The organism is Rudaea sp., from assembly GCF_057139185.1.
In genome coordinates this window covers 35,981-57,636 of record NZ_DBNHDN010000040.1, presented here as the reverse complement: position 1 = coordinate 57,636, position 21,656 = coordinate 35,981, and the positions used below count along the sequence as shown (strand labels likewise).

Genomic DNA, 21,656 nt, shown 5'->3' with positions numbered 1-21,656 from the left:
GATCAGCCGAGGCCGAGATATGCCGCGGCGTGCTTCGCCGCGATCCATTCCTCGTTGGTCGGTTCGACCGCGACGACGACGCGGCTGCCCGGGTCCGAAATCGTCGCCGCACCGTGTTTGTTGGCGTCGGTGTCGAGCTCGATGCCGAGCCAGCCGAGTTCGCGGCAGATGCGTTCGCGCAGCACCGCGTTGTGTTCGCCGATGCCGGCGGTGAAGACCAGCAGGTCGAGCCCGCCGAGCACGGCGGCCAGCGCGCCGATTTCGCGCACGATGCGGCGCACGTACAGCGCGAGCGCGAGGCGCACGCGTTCGTCGCCGGCTTCGCGCGGCAGCAGGAGCTGCGGGTCGGAGGCGACGCCGGAGATGCCGAGCAGGCCGGAACGGTGATACAACAGGTCGGCAACTTCGTCGATGCCGAGCTTCTCGACCTGCATCAGGTAGAGCAGGGCACCCGGGTCGAGCGAGCCGCAGCGCGTGCCCATCATCAATCCGTCGAGCGCGGAAAAGCCCATCGTCGTCGCCACGCTGCGCAGGTCGCGCATCGCGCACAGGCTCGCGCCGCTGCCGAGGTGGGCACAGATCGTGCGGCCGCGCGCGCGCTGGCCATGGCGCTCGGCGAGGGCGATCGACAGGTATTCGTAGGACAGGCCGTGGAAGCCGTAGCGGCGCAGGCCGCGCTGCCAGGCATCGAACGACAGCGGCAACAACTGCTCGACCTCGGGCAAGGTATGGTGAAAGGCCGTGTCGAAACAGGCGATCTGCGGCAGGTCGGGGCGCGACTGCAGCAGCGTCCCGATCGCGTCGAGCGCGAACGGCTGGTGCAGCGGCGCGAGCGGGACGTAGCTGCGCAAGTCCGCGAGCGTCGGCGCGTCGATGCGCGCCGGAGCGAAGTACTTTGCCCCGCCGTGCACGACCCGATGTGCGACGGCGGCGAGGCGGGCGCCGCCCAGCCGTGCCCGCACGCGCTCGCGGATCTGCGCAAGCGCGGCGTGATAGGGCTGCACGGCGTCCAGTCCGATCCCGCGCCCGACGACGCCGGTTTCGGTCAAGGTCGGGTTGTCGCCGCCGATGCCTTCGACCTTGCCCTTCCACAACGCCTGGCGTGGCGGCACGGCATCGGCCTCGAACAGGGCGAACTTGATGCTCGAGGAACCGCAGTTGAGGACGAGGATGCAATCGCTCATGGCTTGGTCCTGCGGCGGCGGTGTGCGATCAGCACGGCGACCGCGCACGAAGCGATGCGCGTCTCGCGCGAATCGGCGCGGCTGGTAAGGATCACCGGCACGCGCGCGCCCATGACGATGCCGGCGCTCGATGCGCCGCCGAGATATTCGAGTTGCTTGGCGAGCATGTTGCCGCTTTCCAGGTCGGGCACGACGAGCACGTCGGCCTGGCCGGCCACGTCGGACTCGATACCCTTGATGTGCGCAGCGGCGGCCGAAATCGCGTTGTCGAACGCGAGCGGGCCGTCGAGCGTGGCGCCGGCGATCTGGCCGCGGTCGGCCATCTTGCACAGCGCCGCCGCATCGAGTGTCGCCGGCATGCGCGGGTTGACCGTCTCCACCGCGGCGAGGATGGCGACGCGCGGCACGGCCACGCCGATGGTCTGCGCGAGTTCGACCGCATTGCGCACGATGTCGGCCTTCTCCTCGAGCGTCGGCGCGATGTTGATCGCGGCATCGGTGATGATGAATGGGCGCGGGTAGGCCGGCGTGTGCATCAGGTAGCAGTGCGAGACGCGGCGCGCGGTGCGCAGCGGCGATTCGTGGCCGACGATGGCGGACATCAGTTCGTCGGTGTGGAGACTGCCCTTCATCAGTGCCTCGACCTGGTCGCCGCCGGCGAGCTCGACCGCACGCGCGGCGGCGGCGTGGCTGTGCGCCACGTCCTCGATGGCGATGCCGGCGAGATCGAGTCCGGCCGTCCGCGCGACGGCTTCGAGCTTCGCGCGCGGCGCGACGAGCACCGGTTCGATCAGCCCTGCCCGGCGTGCGTCGAGCGCCGCGGTGAGGCTCGCCTCGTCGCAGGGATGCACCACCGCGACGCGGATCGCGCCAAGCGGCTGCACCGCATCGAGCAGGGTCTTGCCGGCACCATCGATCAGGTGCACTTCGGGCAGGGCCGTGCGTGGCCGCTCGATGCGCTCGGTCGGTGCGATCACGTGTGCCTCGCCGTCGATCACGATCTTGCCGTCCTGGTTGACGCAGGCGCAGGCAAGGGTGAGACGTTTCTTCGCCGCGTCGCGCGCGCTGACCTTGACGCTGACCTTGAGCGTGTCGCCGATGCGCACGGGCGCGAGGAAGTTCAGGGTCTGGCCCAGGTAGATCGTACCCGGCCCGGGCAGGCGCGTGCCGAGCAGGGCCGAGATCAGCGTGGCGCCGAAAATGCCGTGCGCGATCACGCCGTGGAAGCGCGTCGACGCGGCGAAGGCCGGGTCCATGTGCTGCGGATTGACGTCGCCGGAAAGCGCCGCGAACAACTGGATGTCGGCTGCGGTGAGCGTGCGCTCGAGCCCGGCCTCGTCGCCGAGGGCGATCTCGTCGAACGTGCGGTTGCGGATCGTGCGCCGATCGTCGGCGGGTGGTTGGAAGGCGATGTCGTTCATGGGTGTCTCGATACGGGTTCAGGCCATCTGGCCGATGGTCTTGCGGAATCGCGCCAGGGAAAGAAAGAACAGCACACTGCCGATGACCAGCAGGATGAGGAACGGCTGCCAGACCACGTCGAGGCCGGCGCCGCGATAGAGGATCGCCTGGCCGAGCTCGACGAAGTGCGTGGTCGGAGCGGCGAGCATGATGTTCTGCACGATCTGCGGCATGCTTTCACGTGGCGTCGTTCCGCCCGACAGCAGTTGCAGCGGCAGCAGGATCAGCACCATGAGCAGGCCGAACTGCGGCATGCTGCGCGCGAGCGTGGCGAGGAAAATGCCCATCGAGGTCGTCGCGAACAGATGCAGCGCGGCGCCGGCGAGGAACAGCGCGACCGAGCCTTCGACCTTCACGTGCAGCAGGCCTTGCACGACCAGCAGCAGCGAGGTCGCCGCGGCGACGAGCACGACTGCGCCCATCGACCAGACCTTGGCGAGCATGATCTCGGTCGGCGTCACCGGCATCACGAGCAGGTGTTCGACGGTGCCGTGTTCGCGCTCGCGGATCAATGCGGCGCCGGTCAGGATGATCGACAGCATCGTCACGTCGTTGATGATCTGCATGAGGCCGCCGAACCAGGTATGGTCGAGCGTCGGATTGAAGCGCATGCGCGGGGCAAGGTCGACCTGCGGCACGCTCGTCGCGCGATGGCGCCGCACGAATTCGTTGATCTCGCCGAGCACGATCTGCTGCACGTAGCCGCCGCCGGTGAAGGCCTGGCTCATGCGCGTCGCGTCGACGTTGAGCTGCATCGTCGGCGCGCGCCCGGCGAGTACATCGCGCTGGAAGTCGGGCGGGATGTCGAGCACGAAGGTGTACCGGCCCGCGTCCATGCCGGCATCCATTTCGCCCGTCGTGATCTTCGACGGCGCCATGAACAGCGGTGGATAGAACGCCGAGGCGATGCGTGTCGACAACGCCGAACCGTCCTCGTCGACGATCGCGATCGGCGCCTTGTGCAACGTGTCCGGCATCGCGCGCGCGGCAGTGTAGACCGACACGGTGAACGTGTAGGCGATCAGCACGAGCATGACCGGATCGCGCCACAGGCTCCACAGTTCCTTGACGCCGAGGCGGAAGATGTTGGCGAGATGGCGCATCAGGCTTCCTGCTTGCGCAGCAGCGCGATCGCCGCACCGAGAATGACCGGCAGTGCGAGCAGCAGCGGCCAGAAATCACCGGCGAGATCGGCGAAACCGAGCGCCTTGTTGAACACGCCGCGGCTGATCGTGATCATGTACGTTGCCGGTTGGATGCTGCCGATCAGGCGACCGGCGCCTTCGAGCGAGGACACCGGGTCAATCAGGCCGGCGAACTGCGTTGCCGGAATGAGCGTGCCGATCATGGTGAAGAACATCGCAGCGATCTGGCTGCGCGTCAGCGCTGAGGCGACGAGGCCCATGCCGGTTGCGGCGATCGCAAAGAGCAATGCGGCGAGCAGCAGTGCCGCGTAGCTGCCCTTGACCGGAACGCCGAACACGGTCACCGCGGCAAGACTCATCAACAGGAAGTTGAGCACGGCGAGACCGATGTAGGGCAATTGCTTGCCGATCAGGAATTCGCTGCGCGTCGTCGGCGTGACGTAGAGATTGAGGATTGAGCCGAGTTCCTTCTCGCGCACCACCGCGAGCGCGGTCAGCATCGCCGGCAGCATCAGCAGGAGCAGCGGAATCACGGCCGGGACCATTGCCGGCAGGCTCTTCACGTCGGGGTTGTAGCGGAAACGGGTTTCGATCCCGGCGCTCGCCGGCGCGCTGCGGCCAAGGCGTTCGCGCGCCTGTTGCGCAAGCCAGAGTTGGTGCATCCCGGCCACGTAGCCTTGCACGGTCTCGGCACGCGTCGGCATCGCACCGTCGATCCATGCGCCGATCTGCACGTCGCGGCCATGGGTCAGGTCACGACCGAACCCCGGCGGAATCTCGAGCGCGAGCGACAGCTCGCCGCTGCGCATGCGCCGGTCGAGGTCGGCGTAATCGGCGATCGCGGGGCGTTCGATGAAATAGCGCGAGCCGGCGAGGTTGAGCGCATAGTCGCGGCTCAGTGCGGACTGATCGCGGTCGAGCACCGCGAAGCGCAGATTCTCGACATCGAGGCTGATGCCGTAGCCGATCACGAACATCAGCAGCAGCGAGCCGAGCAGCGCGAGCGTGCCGCGCACCGGATCGCGGCGCAGCTCGAGAGATTCGCGCCAGGTGCAGGTGAGCAGGCGTTGCAGGCTGAAGCGGCTCTGGTGTGCTGGGTGTATGGCCGTTGCGCCGGCCACCGGCACGGTATCGTCTTGCGCGGCTTGCGCTGCGCCGCCGCCGGCTTCGACGAGATAGTCGATGAACGCTTCCTCCAGGGTCTTCGCGCCGCGCCTGGCGACGAGTGCGGCCGGCGCGTCGCTGGCGAGCACTCTGCCGGCATGCATCAACGAGATGCGGTCGCAGCGTTCGGCTTCGTTCATGAAGTGCGTGGAGATGAAGATCGTCACGCGGTCGCGTCGCGACAGTTCGATCAGCAGGCGCCAGAAGTTGTCGCGCGCGATCGGGTCGACGCCCGAAGTCGGCTCGTCGAGGATCAGCAGTACCGGTCGATGCACCATCGCCACCGCGAGCGAGAGGCGTTGGCGCATGCCGAGCGGAACCGATTCGGGAAGGGCGTCGCCCACCTCGCCCAGGTCGAAGCGCGCGAGCATCTCCTCCACGCGCGCGGGTATCTCGGCTGCGGGCACATGGAACAGGCGGGCGTGCAGCACGAGGTTTTGCCGCACGCTCAGTTCGGCGTAGAGCGAGAACGCCTGCGACATGTAGCCGACGCGGCGGCGCGTGTCCAGGTCGCGTGGATCGACCACGTTACCGAGCAGACGGGCCTGGCCTTCGCTGGCCGGCAGCAGGCCGGTGAGCATCTTCATCGTCGTCGACTTGCCGCAGCCGTTGGAGCCGAGAAAGCCGAAGATCTCGCCACGGCGGATACGCAGGTCGACGTGGTCGACCGCGACGAAATCGCCGAAGCGCATGGTCAGACCCTGGGCCTCGATCGCGATGTCGTCGTCGCCGCCGGATGCGAGCGGCGGAATTTCCACCGCCGAATAGCCGCGCCGCTTCTCCTCCGGCAGCAGGCGGATGAAGGCGGCTTCGAGCGAGGGCGATGCGGTGCGCGCGAGCAATTCGGTCGGCGTACCCGTGGCGAGCGCCTTGCCGGCGTCCATCGCCACCAGCCAGTCAAAACGCTGCGCCTCGTCCATGTATGCGGTCGCGACGACGACGCTCATGCCAGGCCGGTCGGCACGGATGCGCGCGATCAGGTCCCAGAACTGCGCGCGCGCCAGCGGGTCGACGCCGGTGGTCGGTTCGTCGAGCACGAGCAGGTCCGGGTCGTGGATCAGAGCGCAGCACAGGCCGAGCTTCTGCTTCATACCGCCGGAGAGCTTTCCCGACGGGCGCGCGAGGAACGGTTGCAGGCCAGTGCTGCGCGTCAACTCGTCGATGCGGCGGCGGCGCTCGATCGCGTCATGGCCGAACAGGCGTGCGAAAAACTGCAGGTTCTCCTCGACCGACAGCGTCGGATAGAGATTCTTGCCGAGGCCTTGCGGCATGTAGGCGATGCGTGGGCAGACCGCGGCGCGGTGACGCCGGCTCGCCATGTCGCCGCCGAGTACGTCGAGACGGCCTTCCTGCAGCGCGCGCGCGCCGGCGAGCAACGACAGCAGACTGGACTTGCCGACGCCGTCAGGCCCGAGCAGGCCGACCATGCGTCCCGCGGGAATGTCGAGGTCGACGGCGTCGAGCGCGAGCGTTTTCGCGTAGCGCAGGCTCACGCCGCGCAGACTCGCGACCGGCGCGAGAAGGGCGGGCATGCCTTACTCCGGTACCTTGACCGCGAGCGACGCCGGCCATTGTGCGGCCGGATCGAGCTTGATCCAGGCGACACCGGGCAGGCCGGTCTTCACCTGTTTCAGATGCTTCCGCAGCAGTGCGCGATCGATCTGCGCCTTGACCCGGAACATCAGCTTCTGCCGCTCGCTCGCCGTCTCCACGGTTTTCGGCGTGAACTGCGCCACTGCGGCGACGAACGATACCTTGGCGGGGACCACGTATTGCGGCGCGGCATCGAGCACGATATGCACTTCGCTGCCGAGGGCGATCTTGCCGGCAACGGTCTCGGGCAGGAAGAAGGTCATGTAGACGTCGCCGAGGTCGACGAGGTTGAGCACGTTGCCGCCCGCGCCGAGCACTTCGCCGGGCTGGGCGACGCGGTACTGCACGCGACCGTCGCGCGGCGAGGTCAGGGTCGAATCGGCTATATCCGCATCGATGCGCGCGATCGTTGCGCTGGCGGCGTCCGCGCTCGAACGCGCGCTCGTCACTTGCGAGCGGGTGGTTTCGATCGCCGCCTTTGCTGCGGCGACCTGCGCCTGCGCGGCCGCGACGGATGCGCGCGCGCTGTCGATTTGGGCGCGCGCATCGTCGAGCGCCTGTTGCGACAGCAACCCTTTCGTGGCGATCGTGCGCGTGCGCTCGAAGAGCTTTTGTGCGGCGTCGCGGTTGGCCACGCGTGCGGCGACCGTCGCTTGCGCCGCGCCGTATTCGCTCTCGCGCTGAGTGACCTGGAACTGCGCGGTCTGGATCGCGGCCTGCGCATTTGCGAGCTGTGCCTGCGCTTCGTCACGCTGCGCCTTGAGCACCTCGGTGTCCATGCGCGCGAGCGCTTGGCCGGCGCTGACGAATTCGCCTTCGTCGACGAGTACTTCGCGCAGGCGTCCCGCAGCCTTGGCTGCAACGTTGATCTCGATCGCCTCGATGCGCCCGTTGCCGCTGATGAAGCCCGGCCCCGGCCCGTGCGGACGCAGGTAGAGCCAGGTCGCCGCGCCGAGCACGACAATGGTGGCGACGGCTGCGGCGACGCGCAGCGCGGGTTTCCAGTTGGTGAGTTTCACGACTGTCCTCGATCAGTTCAGGATGTGCAGTCCGGCGTCGACGAGCAGCGTGTCGCCGGTGATCGCGCCCGCGGCATCGCTGCACAGGAAAGCGCAGATTGCGCCGACGTCGTCGAGGTCGATCAGGCGGCGCAGCGGTGCGCGCCGGGCGGACTCGTCGAGCAGCGCGTCGAAATGCGCGATGCCGGAGGCCGCGCGCGTCGCCACCGGCCCCGGCGACACCGCGTTGACGCGGATGCCGGCCGGACCGAGCTCGGCGGCGAGATAGCGCACGGACGATTCGAGCGCGGCCTTGACCGGACCCATCATGCCGTAGTTCGCGATCACCTCATCGGCGCCGAGATAGCTCAACGTGACGATGCTGCCGCCGTCGCGCATCAGCGGCTCGGCCAGCCGCGTCATGCGCAGCAGGGAATGACAGGAGACGTCCATCGCGCGCGCGAAGCCGGCGCGCGAGCAGTCGACGACACGGCCGTGCAAGTCGTCCTTGGGCGCGAAGGCGATCGAGTGGAGCAGGAAGTCGAGCCGGCCCCATTGCCGTGCGATCGCGGCAAAGACCGCTTCGAGCTGGCCTTCCTGTTCGACATCGAGAGGCAGCGCGATCGGTGCGTCGATTTGTTTCGCGAGCGGTTCGACGAAGGGCCGCGCCTTGTCGTTGAGCCAGGTCACCGCGAGTTGCGCGCCGGCCGCATGGCAACGCTGCGCGCAGCCCCAGGCGAGGCTGTTCTCGTTGGCGATGCCGACAATGAGACCGCGCTTGCCGGCGAGGTTGACGATGCGCGTGGCGCCCATCTCACTTCTCCAGCACGTAGCGGCCGGGCGCGTCGTCGACGGCGGCATGGCCCTTGGTGCCGATCTTCGGCGGCACGAGCGGCGCGCCCGAACGCGCGTCCAGCCACGCGCACCATTCGGGCCACCAGGAGCCGTCCTTGTGCGCCGCCCGCGCCTGCCATTGCTCGGGCGACTCGTAGGGCGCGCCCTCGGCACGCGTGCGCAGCAAATAGCTGCGGTGCGGGTGACCGGGCTCGCTGACGATGCCGGCATTGTGTCCACCCGAAGTCAGCACGAAAGTGATCTCGGCGACGGTTTCGTAGTGCAGCTTGTAGACCGAATGCCACGGCGCGACGTGGTCGGTCATCGTGCCGACGCAGAAGATGGGCAGGCGGATGTCGCTCAGCGCGACCGGCTTGCCGCCGACCGGATAGCGTCCTTCGGCGAGGTCGTCGTCGAGGAACAGCCGGCGCAGGTATTCCGAATGCATGCGCGCCGGCATCCGTGTCGCGTCGGCGTTCCAGGCCATCAGGTCGTTCGTTGCCTCGCGCTCGCCCATCAGGTAGTTGCCGACCAGCTTCGACCAGAGCAGATCGTACGAACGTAACATCTGGAACGCGCCGGCCATCTGCTGCGCGGTGAGATAGCCGGTCTGCGCCATCTGGTCTTCGAGATAGCTGACCTGACTCTCGTCGATGAACAGGGCGAGTTCGCCAGGCTCGCTGAACTCGGTCTGCGCGGCGAGCAGGGTCATCGAGGCGAGGCGGTCGTCGCCGTCGCGCGCCATCGCCGCCGCACCGATCGACAGCAGGGTGCCGCCGAGACAGTAGCCGGCAGCGTGGATCTTCTTCTTCGGCGCGATCGCGGATACCGCGTCGAGCGCGGCCATCAGGCCGAGGTCGAGATAGTCCTGCATGCCGAGGTTGCGTTCGGCCGTGCCCGGGTTCTTCCACGAGACGCAGAACACGGTGTGCCCCTGGTCGACCAGGTACTTGATCAGCGAATTGCCCGGCGACAGGTCGAGGATGTAGTACTTCATGATCCACGCCGGCACGATCAGGATCGGCTCGGGCCGCACCTTGGCCGTGGTCGGCGAGTACTGGATCAGTTCGATGAGGCGGTTGCGCAGCACGACCTTGCCCGGCGTGACCGCGACATCGCGCCCGGGCGCGAAATGCTCGACGCCGGCCGGCGGCTGGCCCGAGACGAGGCGCTGCATGTCGTCGAACGCGTTGAGCGCGCCGCGCACGAGATTGGCGCCGCCTTGGCGCGCGGTCCGGTCCAGCACGAGCGGATTGGTGGCAAGGAAATTGCCCGGCGAGAACACGTCGAGCCACTGCCGGGCTGCGAAGGCGACCACGTTGGCGTGATGCTCGGACACGCCGCGCACGTCGCGCGCGGCGGCGGCCCAGTACTTTTCTGCCGAGCGGAAGGCTTGCTGCAGCGCGACGAACGGCCAGCGTTGCCATTCGGGCGCATCGAAGCGACGGTCGCGCCCGGCCGGCTCGACGCAAGGCTGCGACCCGGAGCCGCCGGAGACGAAGGAATCGCGCAAGCAGTGGTTCCATTCGACGATTTCGCCCAGTGCCAGGCGCTGCAATTCGAGCTGTTTGCCCGGCGAAACGGCCAGATGCATGGCCCAGTCGAGAAAGGCGAGGAGGCACGAAGCGGGTGAAACGGACGCGGTAATCCGCGCGAGGTCGGCATGGAATCGTTGGTCGAGGCGCTTCGTGTCGAACGGTGCGGCGGATTCGAAAGCAGCTGGGGCTGGCATGGTGATGATTCGGAGCGGAGAGCGGTGAGACTAGGTTACGGCATGCAAACTTGGCTTGATCGAGGTCAAGAAATTGTGCATTGCGTCAAGACTATAGCGTATGGTTCACGCAGGCAATCTTGATCCGCGTCAAGTACGGCGTCCGGGCAGGCGCCTAGTCTTGCGCCTGCCAACCCCGCAATTGTCCGTCATCCGGCGGCCAATCGAACAAGGATGAGGATGCAGATCCAGTTTCTCGGCGCAGCCGGCACGGTCACCGGTTCCAAGTACCTGCTCGGCGCCGGCGACACGCGCGTGCTCGTCGACTGCGGTCTGTTTCAGGGGCTCAAGCAATTGCGCCTGCGCAACTGGTCGGCGCTGCCGGTGGAGCCTTCGGCGATCGGCGCGGTGGTGCTGACGCACGCGCATCTGGACCATTCCGGTTACCTGCCGCTGCTGGTCAAGCGTGGTTTCCGCGGCCGCATCTACTGCACGGCGGCGACGTTCGAATTGTGCAAGCTGCTGCTGCCCGACAGCGGGCGCCTGCAGGAAGAAGACGCCGAATACGCGAACCGGCACGGATTTTCCAAACACAATCCGGCGCTGCCGCTGTATGACGAAGAGGACGCGCTGAAGTCGCTGCGCCAGTTCCATCCGGTCGGCTACGAACAGACGATCGATCTCGGCGGCGGGCTGCAGGCGCAACTCGCACCGGCAGGACACATCCTCGGCTCGGCTTTCGTCAGCGTGAGCGATGGCCGGCGGCGCGTCGTGTTCTCGGGCGATCTCGGTCGTCAGAACGATCCGGTCATGCGCGCGCCGCGCGCCCCCGATGCCGCCGACTATCTGTTGATCGAGTCGACCTATGGCGATCGCCTGCATCCGCCAATCGATCCCGGCGACGAACTCGAACCGATCATCGCGCGCACGATCCGGCGCGGCGGCGTGGTCGTGGTGCCGTCGTTCGCGGTCGGGCGCGCGCAGTCGCTGCTGCACAGCATCGCGCGGCTCAAGGCGGCGGCGCGCATTCCACCCGATCTGCCGGTGTACCTGAACAGTCCGATGGCGGTCGACGTGACCGGGCTTTACCACCGGTTCCACCAGGAGCACCGCCTCGACGAAGCGCAATGCAAGGCGATGTGCCGGGTGGCGAAGTACGTCAACACGGTAGAGGAATCCAAACATCTGAACACGTTGCAGCGGCCGATGATCCTGATCGCCGCAAGCGGCATGGCGACCGGCGGGCGCGTTGTCCACCATCTCAAGGCGTTTGCGCCGGATTCGCGCAACACGATCCTATTTTCCGGATACCAGGCTGCGGGCACGCGCGGCGCGGCGATGCTGGGTGGCGCGAAAACGATCCGCATCCACGGCGGCGATGTGGCGGTGCGCGCCGAGGTCGCCACGTTGTCCGCGCTGTCGGCGCACGCCGACTACGCCGACAGCCTGACCTGGATGCGGCAATTCCGCGCCGCGCCGAAGACCACGTTCGTCACCCATGGCGAGCCGGTCGCCGCGGACGCCTTGCGCCAGCATATCGAACACGAGTTGCATTGGCAGGTACACGTTCCCGAACACTGCGAGAGCAGCAAACTCGACTGAGACAGGACATGCGTAGCATCGAAAGGTTTTCCGCCGAAGAAGATGCGCGCGCGTTGCGCGCCCGCGATCAGGAATTCGCCGCCTGGGCGCAAGGCTGTGGCGCAATCCGCCACGTCGCGGAGACGCAATTGCGCGTCTACGACATGCATCAGGCGCTGGCCGCGCGCCATGTCGCCGGCGACGGTGTGCCGTTCTTCCGGATGCTGCGTGCGCTCGACCGAGTGACGAACGCGGCGATGTGGCTGGTCGCTCACATGACCTACGCCATGCATGTATATCTGGACGGCAGGTCGCTGCAGGCGGCGGATTTCAAGGTAAACCCGCAGGGTCACATGGGTGGTTCGCTCAACATGGTGCCGGCCTACGCGGGCTACCTTGCCGTGAACGCGCTGACCGGCATCACGCGCGGCTGGTTGATGGGGCAGGGGCATTGCGTGTCGGCGGTGGATGCGCTCAACGTGCTCGTCGGCAACATGACGCCGGCACATGCCGAGCGATACGGCTTGTCCGACCGGCAACTCTCGCGCATGGCCCAGGACTTCTACAGCTATCGACTCGCCGCGGACGGTTCGCCGGAATCGCCGCTCGGCAGCCACGTCAACATCCATACCGCCGGCGCGATCCTCGAGGGGGGCTTTCTCGGCTTCGCCGAACTGCTCCATGTGCATATGCCGCTGTCCGGGGAGCGCCTGACGGCGTTCCTCTCCGACGGCGCATTCGAGGAACAGCGCGGTGGCGACTGGGCGCCGCGCTGGTGGCGCGCGCAGGATTGCGGCATGGTCACGCCGATCCTGATCTCCAACGGCCGCCGAATCGACCAGCGCACGCTGGCCTCGCAGGAAGGCGGCCCGACCTGGCTTTCGCAGCACCTCAAACTCAACGGTTACGATCCCGTCGTGTTCGACGGTCGCGACCCGGCCGCGTTCGCCTGGGCGATCTGGGTGATGGAGGAGCGCCTGCAGCTTTGCATCGACCGTGCGCATGCGGGCACGATGCGCTATCCCGCGCCTCTGCCGTATGGCATTGCGGTCGCGCCCAAAGGCGCGGGATTCCACGGCGAAGGCACGAATGCCGCGCACGGCACGCCGCTGGGGGCAAACCCCTATTTCTCGCCGACCGCACGGGAACATTTCAACGCATCGGCGCGGCGTCTGTGGGTACCAGCGGCGGAACTCGCGGCGGCCGTCGATTGTTTCGGCAGGCACCGGGAGCGCGTGCGCGAACGCGACAATCCGATCGCCCACCGCGATGTCGCGCAGGTCGAAATTCACCCCGCGTGGCGCGAGTTGACGAATGCGGCGCCAATGGTTTCCGCGATGCAGGCGATCGACGATGCGTTTGTCGCCGCAGTACGGGCGAATCCGAACCTGCGCCCGCGCTTCGGCAATCCGGACGAAAGCCGTTCCAACCATATGGTGCGCACGCTCGAACTGCTCAAGCACCGCGTCTGCGACGTCGAACTCGCCGACCAGGAGGCGGTCGACGGTGGCGTCATCACTGCGCTCAACGAAGAGGCGGTGGTCTGCGCTGCCCTCGGCAACAAGGGCGGCATCAACATCGCCGTAACCTACGAAGCCTTCGCGGTGAAGATGCAGTCGGCATTGCGCCAGGAGATCGTCTTTGCCGCGCACGCGAAGGCTGCGGGGTACCCAGCGCGCTGGTTGTCGGTGCCGGTGGTGCTGACCTCGCACACCTGGGAGAACGGCAAGAACGAAGTTTCGCACCAGGACACGAGCATGGTCGAGGCGATGTTCGGCGAGTCGTCCGATATCGCGCGCGTGGTATTTCCGGTCGACTACAACAGCGCGGCCGCGACGATGCGCGAGGTGTATCGCACGCACGGCCAGATTTTCGCGATCGTTACTTCGAAAACCGAGATGCCATCCGTGTTCGGCGCGGACGATGCGCGCCGCCTCGTGGCCGACGGCGGCATACTGATGCGCCAGGCCGGTCACCGCATCGACGAGGCGGAGCTTGCGATCACCGCGATCGGCGCCTGCCAACTGCAGGAGGCGCTCAAGGCCTCGCAACGGCTGCGCCGGCGCGACGTTCCGCACCGCGTCGTCTGTCTGCTCGAACCGGCGCGCCTGCGCAGCGGTCGCACCGCGGCCGAGGAAACGCATACGAGCCTGGACCGCTGCGGCGGCGAACTGTACGCCGCGACCCGGGCGCAGGTGCTGCTCTGCCATACGCGGCCCGAGCCGATGCTGGGCTTGCTCCAGCCCATTCTTGCCGGTAGTGCGGTCGCCGCGCTTGGCTATCGCGGACGCGGCGGCACGCTGGACATGCAAGGCATGCTGTTCGCGAACGGCTGCAGTTGGGCGCACGTGCTGCGTGCCGCGGCGGGCCTGTTGCACATCGATCTTGCCGACCTGCTCGGCGAAGCCGAAATCGACGCGATCGAGGGCGTCGGCGACCCGCGCGTCATCACCGGCATGACGCCGCCGCAGACATGATCCCGTTCCGCCACGTTTGACGCGGATCAAGATCGGGCGGCGCATCCCGGCGCAATATGGCATCCTCGATTGCAGTCTGGAGAAAACGGCCATGCGTGACATTCTGGCGTACGCGGGCAACCACCAGACCTTTACTCCGAGCCTGTGCTACGCGGCGGCGCTGGCAAAACAATTCGAAGCCCGCCTCAGTGCGCTCTATGTGCAGGAGCCGATCACCTACCTGCCTACCTACGCCGCGATCGGGCTGGTCGCCGAGATCGCCCGGTTCACCGAGGAGGAGGTCGAGGCGGCCCGGCAGAATGGCGCCAGGTTCACGCGTTGGGCATCCGATCGCGGCGTTGCCGAAAACGACTGGATGGTGGTCGAGGGCGCGCTCAAACCGGTGCTTGCCGAAATCTGCAATTGGCACGACTTGCTTGTGCTCGGCGTCGGCGGCGACAGCGGGTGGGGCAGCGTCGGGCGCGTCGGCGAGCTGTTGCTGAGCTGCGGTGCACCCTGCGTCGTCGTACCCGAGAGGTCGGCGATACCGACGTCGGAGGCGCGTCTGGCATCGATCGCCGTCGCCTGGAATGGTTCTCCGGAATCCGTGCGTGTCATCCACGCGGCACTGCCGCTGCTCGCGCGCGCGGACCGCGTTACCCTGATCGACGGCGAAACCGTCGACCCGACGGCCAACCTGGTCCGCTTCTCACCGATGCGGATCGAACCGTACCTCGCCCGGCACGGCGTGAAAGTCGTCAGGCGCCGCCTTGAAGTCGGCGGCGACGAGGCTGGTGCAGCGCTGCTCGCCGCCGCGCACGAAGCGCAGGCCGACCTGCTGGTCATGGGCGCCTACGGCAAGTCGCGGTTCTCCGAGTGGCTTCTCGGTGGCGCGACGCGCCATGTGCTCGAGTACGCGACGCTGCCGCTGTTCATGCGCCACTGATTGCAGGCCGTTAGCTCATCGCCTTGACCACGATGAGGACGATGCCCACGCACAGGCAAAGACCGAGGAAAATCGCGCCGGCCCAGCCACGCGCGAATCCGCCACGCTTGCGCAGCAGCCAATTGAGCAGGGCGAGAATGGCCATCGGCAATCCGAGTGCGATGCCGAGAACCAGATAGATCGGATCGAAAAGATTCATGTGGTAGCCCCTGGGTTCAGCGTCCCGATGCTGTCTGGACAATGGCCGGTCGCGGCCGCACCCGGCGCAGCCTGGACTGACCGGGAACTTGATCGCTGCGCCTCGATTGCATCACGCCGATGGCCTCGCGCAGCCTGGAAACCGTCGTCTCATGCATGCTCAACATGGCCCGACGGACGCGAGGCGTCTTGACCTGGATCATGATCGCAGCATCGACGCGCGATCGAAATTGACCTGGATCAACACCGGCCTGGCGCGTGCGGAGCAGATTGCGATACAGCGTCATCCGACCCATCCAGTGGAGATACCGACCATGATCGCCACGATATTGCGTTCCGCCGGCAACCCCGACGACGCCGCGCCGGAATGGAAAGAGAAGCTGCGCGACGGAACCAGTGTACTGATCCGGCCGATTGCCGCGGGCGACACCGCGATCGAGCGCGAATTCATCGAACGTTTGTCGCCGCAGTCGCGCCGCTATCGCTTTCTCGGCGAAATTGCCACGCCCAGCCGGGCACTGCTCGACCGGCTCACTCATCCGGATCCGGCGCACGAAGCCGCCTTCGTCGCGTTGATCGCCGACGGTGCGCACAAACGCGAGATCGGCGTGGCGCGCTACTGCGCCGACCGCGACGAGCACAACTGCGAATGCGCCGTCGTCGTGGCCGACGAATGGCAAGGCAAGGGGCTGGCGACGCTGTTGATGCGGCATCTGATCGAGATTGCGCGCCAGCGCGGCTACCGGCGTCTGTACTCGATCGACGCGCGCGACAACGAAAGCATGCACACGCTGGCCGACTTTCTCGGTTTTGAACGCCAGACCGATCCGAACGACAGCACGCAGGTATTGCATCGGCTCGACTTGAATACGGCCACGTCCGGCTGACAGCGCCACGCAGCGTCGTCGACGACCCGGTCGCGGCGCGCCTGGCTTGCGTTTTCGCGCTGGGGAACGGATTCAGAACTGCCAGTGCAACGCTCCCAGTCCCAGCGCCACGGCGCGCGCATACCAATCGATATGGCTGGCCGGCGACGGCCGGCCGTTCACGCATATGGGGCAAGCGATTGGCTCGTCGACCCAGGGCTGCATCGCGCCGCGCAACTCGAGTTGCGCCGGCACAGTGGTCGCCAGTGCTTTCCCGGGGCCCGCGACGTGGAGCGGGGCAACCGCATCGCTGACATCATTGGCGAACTTCGCCAGTTTCGGCTGTGCGGTGATCGATGTCAGTCGGTGATAGCGCAAGCCGTGGCGACGGGCGAGGTCGACCAGATCGGCGGGTACGCCGCGCAGGCGCAATTTCTCAGCGCACGCGGCATCGCAGGGCATTCCCGACCCGCGCGCCGCGGCGAGCGCGATCGCCTCGCCAAGGCAGCCTTCCGCGAGCGCGCGCGCGCTCGACCGTGCAAACCCGCGTGCTTCGGCGCTGTCGTAGTCGAAACCGAGTGACGCCAGGGCATCGGCCAGGCCGATGACGCCGATGCGCAGAGTCTTTGCTTGACGCAGTCCGGTGACGCCGCGCAGCGCGATCGCATTGTCCAATGCGCGCACAGCGAGGCTGGCGCAGTCCTGCACGGCCGCGAAATCGACCGTCGCAGGTGGATTGCCGGCGGCAACGAAGCGGGCGAGATTCAGTACGGCGACCAGACCATCGTCGGGCCACGACATCGTTTCGGTGCCGGCCGTTGCCAGCAGACGCTGATCCAGCAGCAGCCGCCAGCTGCCGAAGGCGTCGAGGAGCCGGTGCTCGAACCGCGTACGCTCCTCCGTGGATTCCGCACGCGCCACGGCCGTGCCCACGCGTTGCCATGTCGCTTCGATGGTGTCGTCGCGAAGCTCGCCATCGCGCCGCCAACGGAACCACGTATCCCAGGCCTCGACCGCGGTCGGCGCAAGGAAAGGAGACGCCTTGTAACTCTCCGCGCTTTGGCGCATGACGTTTTGCAATGCCCGGCCGCTCAACGGTAAACCAGAACCGGTACCCGGCTATGGGTGAGCACCTTCTGGGTTTCGCTGCCGAGCAGGAAGCCCTCGATGCCGCGTCGGCCGTGCGAAGCCATCAAAATCAGATCGCAGCCGTGTTGTTGCGCCTCGGCGACGATCGCCTTGTACGGATGATCGCTTGTCACCTGCTTCGTTGCGCAGTCGACCTTCGCCGCCGCGGCCGCGCGTTCGGCATAGCGCAAGAATCGCCGTGCATGCTGTTGCCGGGTCGGGGTGGGATCACCCGCCGTCATCCGCAGCAGCTGCATTTGAGAGCCCGACGGATGGCGCCTGGGAATCACATGAAACGCGGTCAAGCGGGCACCGATCTGCGCGGCAAGCCGCACGGCCTGCTTGACCGCCTTTTCCGACAGTCGGGAGCCGTCGGTCGGAACAAGGATGTGCTTGAACATGATCCGCTACCTTCGCCGGGCCGCGCGCAGCATCGTGGCGCGTGGTCCAAGCTTAGTCGTGGCAGGCGATGAGGCTTTGATTCACGTCAATTCCGGCGAAGCGATTCGCGGTGCCGGTCCAGCGGGTCCGGGTGGCGAAGCCGGCGGGGGATGGTTCAAGCTCGATGCGCCGCCGGATCGTCGCCGGGCAAGCGCCTGCCGCCAGAATCGCGAAATGGGCTCGGCCGACGCGTTCCTGCCTGCCGGCAGTCACCCGGAGGCCTCGGTACCCCGACCGGTAATCATTGTCCGTACTTCTTGAACTACATGGCCGGCACCCGAGTGCTGAAAATGTGCGTTGCGAGCCGCCAGGGAGCGACATTCGAGCAATGCCGCATTTTCCCCATGTTACTTCATGAAGGAGACAGATCCATAAAAGTCCGTTGCTCACATCTCGTCCTGGCCATTGCGGCTGGTTTGTGCCTGAGCCCAGGCGCGTTTTCCGCGCCGGTGGCATCCGGCAGCCCGAATGCGGCGCCGCAGGGCGCGAAAGCGCGTCTCAGCAGCGCGCAACTGGCCGAAATGCAGGCGCGCATCAGTCTCGGCAATCAGATCGTGCAGAACCGTCAGCGCCGACGCAGTGGCCAAAGGCGCCAGTGATTCCTGGCGCATCGGCCTGTTGAGTGCGCTCTACAACACGCCCAGCAGCGCCCTGCGCGACATCAACGCCTCGGCCAGGACCCTCGATCAGGCGCAGGCGCAGGCCGCGCAGGCGCAGGTGGCGGCAAGCAGGACGGCTCCCGCTGCGGGCGGGGGCGCGTCTGCCAGCGCCGTGGCCGACAGCTTGGGCAGCACCAGCGACAGTCTGGTTTTCACGCCGAAGACGCCATGCCGCTTCATCGACACGCGCAATGTCGGCGGCGCGATCGGCACGACCGCGCGGGCGTTCGACACCTTCCTTTTCGGCAACAGCTACGGCGGCGACTCGGCGTGCACCCTGCCCGGCGCGGGCGAGCCGGCCATCGCGGCGAACGTGACCATCGTCGCTCCGAGTACGGCGGCGGGCAACATCACCATCCGCCCCGCGGGCAGTACATCGACGACCAGCTGGATGAACTGGTTCAATCTCGGTGCCGGTGCCCTGGCGAATGCGGGCATCATCTCGACGGCCCTCAACGGCTCGTCTCACTACGGGTTCGAGATCCTGACCGGCGGCGGTACCGTCCAGGTCATTGTCGACTACTTCGGCTACTTCTCGGCCAGCTCCGCAACCGCACTCACCTGCACGCAAGGAACCTATGAGACATTCAGCCTCGCCGCGGGATACAACACATTCCACTATACGACGGCAACCTGCCCCGGCGGCTATACGGCGGTTTCCGCCTATTGCTACAACAACGGCAACGCCAGCGTGTATCTCAACGGATTTGGCATCAATGGCGGCGCCTGGTGCGGCTGGAACAATCTGACCGGTTCGGCGGTGACCGTTACGCAGAACGTGTTCTGTTGCCAAGTTCCGTAGCCGGCGCTTGCTTGCGGCAACGAAATCCCGAGGCCCCGGTGCGCCGGGGCCTCGGACGGGGAAGGTCCCGCCGTTCGCTTCCAGCGCCCGATTGTCGAGGGGCGCGCGGGAATGTCGGTTGCTTCGGGGCAGTCCATCCAGAACCAATTCGGACAATCCGGCGGTGCGTGCCGTGGCGAGCCTCGGCGACGGGGCAAGCGATCCTGACCTCCAGCCACCGCTGAAAAGCCTCATTCGCGCAGAGTCCGCGCTCTTTGTCGTCCGCCGCCGCGAACGCTTTGTCGAACCTATGTTCCGGCCCGTCGTGTCTGCGCCTCGATCCATGCCAGATACGGCGCGTGCGCCGCGGCAATGTCGAGCGCGATCACCTCGGGCAATTCGTACGGGTGCAGCGCGACGATGCGTTCGCGCAGCGCGTCGAAACGCTCGCGCGTGGTCTTGATGATCAGCAGCTGCTCTTCGTCGCGATGCAGAAGGCCTTGCCAGCGGTAGGTCGAGATCAGGCCGGGGAGACGGTTGACGCAGGCGGCGAGGCGCTCTTCGACGAGCAAGGTCGCGATGCGCTGGCCGGTTTGCGCGTCGGGGCAGGTGCATAGCGCTATGATCGCGGTCATGTCGGATGAGGAAGCAATCATGGGTATGCGTCTATCCTGCGCCGGAAAAATTCTGCGTCAACCTTTGTTTTCGCGTGGCGCCGCGCATGCGTTGCTGATCCTGCTCGGCTTTTGCGTCGCAGCAGCCGCATCCGCCGCGGCGCCGTCGCCGGAAATCAACGTCGCCAGCTACAACCTGCGGCTGAACGTGGCCTCCGACGGAGCGAATGCGTGGCCGCACCGCGTCGATGCGGTCAAGGCACTGATCCGCTATCACGAGTTCGACATCGTCGGCACGCAGGAGGGCTTGCCGCAGCAGATCGCCGATCTCGATGCGATGCCGGGTTTCGCCCACGTCGGCGTCGGCCGCGACGACGGCAAGGACGCGGGCGAGCATTCGGCGATCTACTATCGCACTGCGCGCTTCGAGGTCGAGAAGCACGGCGACTACTGGCTCAGCGAGACGCCGGACAGGCCCTCGAAAGGCTGGGATGCGAAGTGCTGCAACCGCATCGCGAGCTGGGCAAAGTTCCATGATCGCATCAGCGGCAAGCGCTTCTTCGTGTTCAACGTGCACTTCGACCATCAGGGCGAAGTCGCGCGGCGCGAGTCGGCGAAACTGATGCTGCGCAAGATGCACGAGATCGCAGGCGACGCCACGGTGATCTGCACCGGCGATTTCAATTCCACGCCGGACACCGAGCAGGTCAGGACGATGAAAACGGCATTGCGCGATGCGCGCGAAGTCAGCGCCGAGCCGGCCTACGGCCCGCAGGGCACGTTCGAGGACTTCAAGCTCGACTCGGCGCTGCCCGAGCGCATCGATTACATCTTCGTCGGCCGCGGCATCGACGTGCTCAAGTACGCGACGCTGACCGATTCGGTCGAAGCGCGTTTCCCCTCCGATCATCTGCCGGTCGTCGCACGGATCCGCCTGCCGTAGCCGCGTCGCGGGCTTGTTGCGAATTCCGGATCACGCCTTGAGCAAGGCGCCGGCACCGAGCGCGAGCAGTTCTTCGGCGACGTCGCGACCCAGTGTTTCCGGCCCGGCGTCGAATGCGGACAGCGCCGTGGCGCGGATCAATCGTCCCGTCGCCGCATCGCCGACGAGGCCGTGCAGTTGCAGGCCGTGTTCGGTTTCGGTGCACCAAGCCGCGATCGGCACTTCGCAATTGCCCTGCAGGCGGCGCGTCATCGCGCGCTCGGCGCTGGTGCAGCGCGCCGTCGCTGCGTCGTGCAGCGGCGCGATCAGCGCCGCGGTGCGTGCATCGCCGGCGCGCAATTCCACGGCGATCGCGCCTTGCGCCGCAGCCGGCAGCCAGTCCGGCGCGGCCAGACGGCTGCGGATGCGCGCGGCGAGGCCGAGCCGGTCCAGCCCCGCGCAGGCGAGCACGATCGCGGCGTAGTCGCCGGCATCGAGCTTGGCCAGGCGGGTGTTGACGTTGCCACGCAGGTCGACGAGCTCGAGGTCCGGACGCAGCGCGCGCAGTTGCGCCTGCCGGCGCAGCGAGGAGGTGCCGACGCGCGCGCCGCAGGGCAGTTCGTCGAGGTGCGGATATTCGCCGCTGACGAAGCCGTCTGCGGCATCGGCGCGTTCGAGCACGGCGCCGACCTCGAAGCCGGCGTCGAGCTCCATCGGCATGTCCTTGTACGAATGCACGGCGATGTCGGCGCGGCGTTCGGCGAGGGCGACTTCGAGTTCCTTGAGAAACAGGCCTTTGCCGCCGATCTGCGCGAGCGGCCGGTCGAGGATGCGGTCGCCGCGCGTGGTCATCGGCAGCAGCTCGACGGTCAGGCCGGGATGCGCGGTACGCAGGCGTGCGGCGACGTGCTCGGCCTGCCACAGGGCAAGCGCGCTCTGGCGCGTGGCGATTCGAATGACATTCATCGGCACAT

21 protein-coding genes are annotated in these 21,656 nt (G+C 67.0%); 8 read left to right on the top strand and 13 right to left on the bottom strand.

The window, feature by feature from the left end; genetic code table 11:
- Nucleotides 1-2: 2 nt before the first annotated feature.
- From AC16HO_RS13850 to AC16HO_RS13820, 7 genes are read right to left on the bottom strand one after another with little or no spacing between them, the layout of a single operon-like run.
- A complete protein-coding gene (locus AC16HO_RS13850; protein ID WP_395644153.1) occupies nt 3-1,184 on the bottom strand; it encodes an acetate/propionate family kinase in 1,182 nt (393 codons plus the stop codon).
- Entirely contained in the window at nt 1,181-2,605 is a 1,425-nt protein-coding gene (locus AC16HO_RS13845; protein WP_395644154.1) for a bifunctional enoyl-CoA hydratase/phosphate acetyltransferase, read from the bottom strand. The genes AC16HO_RS13850 and AC16HO_RS13845 overlap by 4 nt, the downstream gene beginning before the upstream one ends.
- An 18-nt stretch (nt 2,606-2,623) precedes the next feature.
- Nucleotides 2,624-3,748 (bottom strand): ABC transporter permease, encoded by a 1,125-nt coding sequence (locus AC16HO_RS13840; RefSeq protein ID WP_395644155.1) that lies wholly within the window; start codon nt 3,746-3,748, stop codon nt 2,624-2,626.
- Nucleotides 3,748-6,486, bottom strand: coding sequence for a ribosome-associated ATPase/putative transporter RbbA (gene rbbA / locus AC16HO_RS13835; protein ID WP_395644156.1), 2,739 nt, complete (start codon nt 6,484-6,486; stop codon nt 3,748-3,750). Before rbbA ends, AC16HO_RS13840 begins: the two co-directional genes overlap by 1 nt.
- Nucleotides 6,487-6,489: 3 nt before the next feature.
- Nucleotides 6,490-7,566, bottom strand: coding sequence for an HlyD family secretion protein (locus AC16HO_RS13830; protein ID WP_395644157.1), 1,077 nt, complete (start codon nt 7,564-7,566; stop codon nt 6,490-6,492).
- Between the two features lie 12 nt (nt 7,567-7,578).
- On the bottom strand, nt 7,579-8,358 hold the full coding sequence (gene fabI / locus AC16HO_RS13825; RefSeq protein WP_395644158.1) for an enoyl-ACP reductase FabI: 780 nt from the start codon (nt 8,356-8,358) through the stop codon (nt 7,579-7,581).
- Nucleotide 8,359: 1 nt separating this feature from the next.
- On the bottom strand, nt 8,360-10,111 hold the full coding sequence (locus AC16HO_RS13820; protein WP_395644159.1) for a PHA/PHB synthase family protein: 1,752 nt from the start codon (nt 10,109-10,111) through the stop codon (nt 8,360-8,362).
- Between the two features lie 213 nt (nt 10,112-10,324).
- Here AC16HO_RS13820 and AC16HO_RS13815 point away from each other — a divergent pair, with 213 nt between their 5' ends.
- The 3 genes from AC16HO_RS13815 to AC16HO_RS13805 all read left to right on the top strand — a co-directional run bounded on the left by AC16HO_RS13815 (nt 10,325) and on the right by AC16HO_RS13805 (nt 15,073).
- Complete coding sequence (locus tag AC16HO_RS13815; RefSeq protein ID WP_484335557.1) at nt 10,325-11,692, top strand: MBL fold metallo-hydrolase RNA specificity domain-containing protein; 1,368 nt, start codon at nt 10,325-10,327, stop codon at nt 11,690-11,692.
- A gap of 8 nt (nt 11,693-11,700) precedes the next feature.
- Nucleotides 11,701-14,148 (top strand): phosphoketolase family protein, encoded by a 2,448-nt coding sequence (locus AC16HO_RS13810; RefSeq protein ID WP_395644160.1) that lies wholly within the window; start codon nt 11,701-11,703, stop codon nt 14,146-14,148.
- 91 nt (nt 14,149-14,239) lie between these two features.
- Nucleotides 14,240-15,073, top strand: coding sequence for a universal stress protein (locus AC16HO_RS13805; protein WP_395644161.1), 834 nt, complete (start codon nt 14,240-14,242; stop codon nt 15,071-15,073).
- Between the two features lie 10 nt (nt 15,074-15,083).
- Here the strand turns inward: AC16HO_RS13805 and AC16HO_RS13800 are convergent, their stop codons facing one another.
- A complete protein-coding gene (locus AC16HO_RS13800) occupies nt 15,084-15,272 on the bottom strand; it encodes a hypothetical protein (RefSeq protein ID WP_395644162.1) in 189 nt (62 codons plus the stop codon).
- 16 nt (nt 15,273-15,288) lie between these two features.
- The gene (locus AC16HO_RS13795; protein WP_395644163.1) at nt 15,289-15,558 is read right to left on the bottom strand and encodes a hypothetical protein; all 270 of its coding nucleotides are present in this window, start codon (nt 15,556-15,558) and stop codon (nt 15,289-15,291) included.
- 27 nt (nt 15,559-15,585) lie between these two features.
- Between AC16HO_RS13795 and AC16HO_RS13790 the strand changes: the two genes are divergently transcribed.
- Nucleotides 15,586-16,158 (top strand): GNAT family N-acetyltransferase, encoded by a 573-nt coding sequence (locus tag AC16HO_RS13790; protein ID WP_395644164.1) that lies wholly within the window; start codon nt 15,586-15,588, stop codon nt 16,156-16,158.
- A gap of 72 nt (nt 16,159-16,230) precedes the next feature.
- On the opposite strand, the gene AC16HO_RS13785 is transcribed toward AC16HO_RS13790, so the two are convergent.
- Nucleotides 16,231-17,205 (bottom strand): glycyl radical enzyme family protein, encoded by a 975-nt coding sequence (locus tag AC16HO_RS13785; protein ID WP_395644165.1) that lies wholly within the window; start codon nt 17,203-17,205, stop codon nt 16,231-16,233.
- Nucleotides 17,206-17,228: 23 nt separating this feature from the next.
- Nucleotides 17,229-17,666: a universal stress protein gene (locus AC16HO_RS13780; RefSeq protein ID WP_395644166.1), complete on the bottom strand. Its 438-nt coding sequence runs from the start codon at nt 17,664-17,666 to the stop codon at nt 17,229-17,231.
- On the opposite strand from AC16HO_RS13780, the gene AC16HO_RS13775 reads away from it, so the two are divergent.
- The 3 genes from AC16HO_RS13775 to AC16HO_RS13765 are packed head-to-tail and all read left to right on the top strand — an operon-like array spanning nt 17,665 to nt 19,167.
- The gene (locus tag AC16HO_RS13775; RefSeq protein ID WP_395644167.1) at nt 17,665-17,967 is read left to right on the top strand and encodes a hypothetical protein; all 303 of its coding nucleotides are present in this window, start codon (nt 17,665-17,667) and stop codon (nt 17,965-17,967) included. The genes AC16HO_RS13780 and AC16HO_RS13775 overlap by 2 nt on opposite strands.
- Nucleotides 17,964-18,305 (top strand): hypothetical protein, encoded by a 342-nt coding sequence (locus AC16HO_RS13770; RefSeq protein WP_484335556.1) that lies wholly within the window; start codon nt 17,964-17,966, stop codon nt 18,303-18,305. Before AC16HO_RS13775 ends, AC16HO_RS13770 begins: the two co-directional genes overlap by 4 nt.
- Entirely contained in the window at nt 18,286-19,167 is an 882-nt protein-coding gene (locus AC16HO_RS13765; RefSeq protein ID WP_395644169.1) for a hypothetical protein, read from the top strand. The genes AC16HO_RS13770 and AC16HO_RS13765 overlap by 20 nt, the downstream gene beginning before the upstream one ends.
- 287 nt (nt 19,168-19,454) lie before the next feature.
- Here the strand turns inward: AC16HO_RS13765 and cutA are convergent, their stop codons facing one another.
- Nucleotides 19,455-19,781, bottom strand: coding sequence for a divalent-cation tolerance protein CutA (gene cutA, locus AC16HO_RS13760; protein WP_395644170.1), 327 nt, complete (start codon nt 19,779-19,781; stop codon nt 19,455-19,457).
- Between the two features lie 19 nt (nt 19,782-19,800).
- Between cutA and AC16HO_RS13755 the strand changes: the two genes are divergently transcribed.
- Nucleotides 19,801-20,703: an endonuclease/exonuclease/phosphatase family protein gene (locus AC16HO_RS13755; RefSeq protein ID WP_395644171.1), complete on the top strand. Its 903-nt coding sequence runs from the start codon at nt 19,801-19,803 to the stop codon at nt 20,701-20,703.
- A 30-nt stretch (nt 20,704-20,733) separates the two neighbouring features.
- On the opposite strand, the gene hemC is transcribed toward AC16HO_RS13755, so the two are convergent.
- Nucleotides 20,734-21,648 (bottom strand): hydroxymethylbilane synthase, encoded by a 915-nt coding sequence (hemC, locus tag AC16HO_RS13750; protein WP_395644172.1) that lies wholly within the window; start codon nt 21,646-21,648, stop codon nt 20,734-20,736.
- Between the last annotated feature and the right edge of the window lie 8 nt (nt 21,649-21,656).